General features: G+C 69.8%; 1 protein-coding gene. It reads left to right on the forward strand.

Annotation, left to right across the window (positions count from 1 at the left end):
• The coding region (locus KY501_RS52905; protein WP_224373263.1) for a hypothetical protein at positions 1-596 on the forward strand (596 nt) is incomplete at both ends.

The following is a 596-nucleotide window of genomic DNA, read 5'->3' on the forward strand; positions in this document are numbered from 1 at the left end:
CTCGCCGCAGCAGTGCGCCGCTTCAACGAGGGCCTCACCCAGAAGATGGACCCGACCACCGCAGCGGTTGCCCAAGCGCGGGCGCTCACACCTGACAGCGTGCGCGCGTTGGGCAGACTGCTGGCGGCGGGGGACTTCACGCTGCGAGAGCTCATGCGCATCGAGCAGGACGCCATCACCCGCCTCCTCGAGCGCTCCGGCATCGTCACCCGGCAGAACCGCTCAGAATGGGTGGGTGCTGCTGGCGCCCTCACGGACCATGCGAAGGACGTGCTCGAGGGGATGTTTGTCGGCCTGGTGCTGGCCACTCCGGAGCGGATCCGCGCCACCCCGCCAGGCATCCTCCGGAAGCTCGAGCGCGCAGTGCCCTACCTGGTTGCTGTCCGCGCGACGTTGCCGAAGGCCTTCGACCTGATCCCGTCGGTCGTGGCGGCCGTGGACGCCCTCAATGATGCGCGCGTGCGCGGCGTGAGCCTCTCGGACTTGGCCAGTCAGGCCTCCCTCTTCGGGGATGGCTCCCAGCTCGACGCCACTGCCGCGAAGCTTGGCACCATGCTCGACGAGCTCGGCCCGCGCCAGGTGGGCGATGCCTTCCG

Source organism: Hyalangium versicolor, assembly GCF_020103695.1.
In the GTDB taxonomy this organism is placed as follows: Bacteria; Myxococcota; Myxococcia; order Myxococcales; family Myxococcaceae; genus Hyalangium; species Hyalangium versicolor.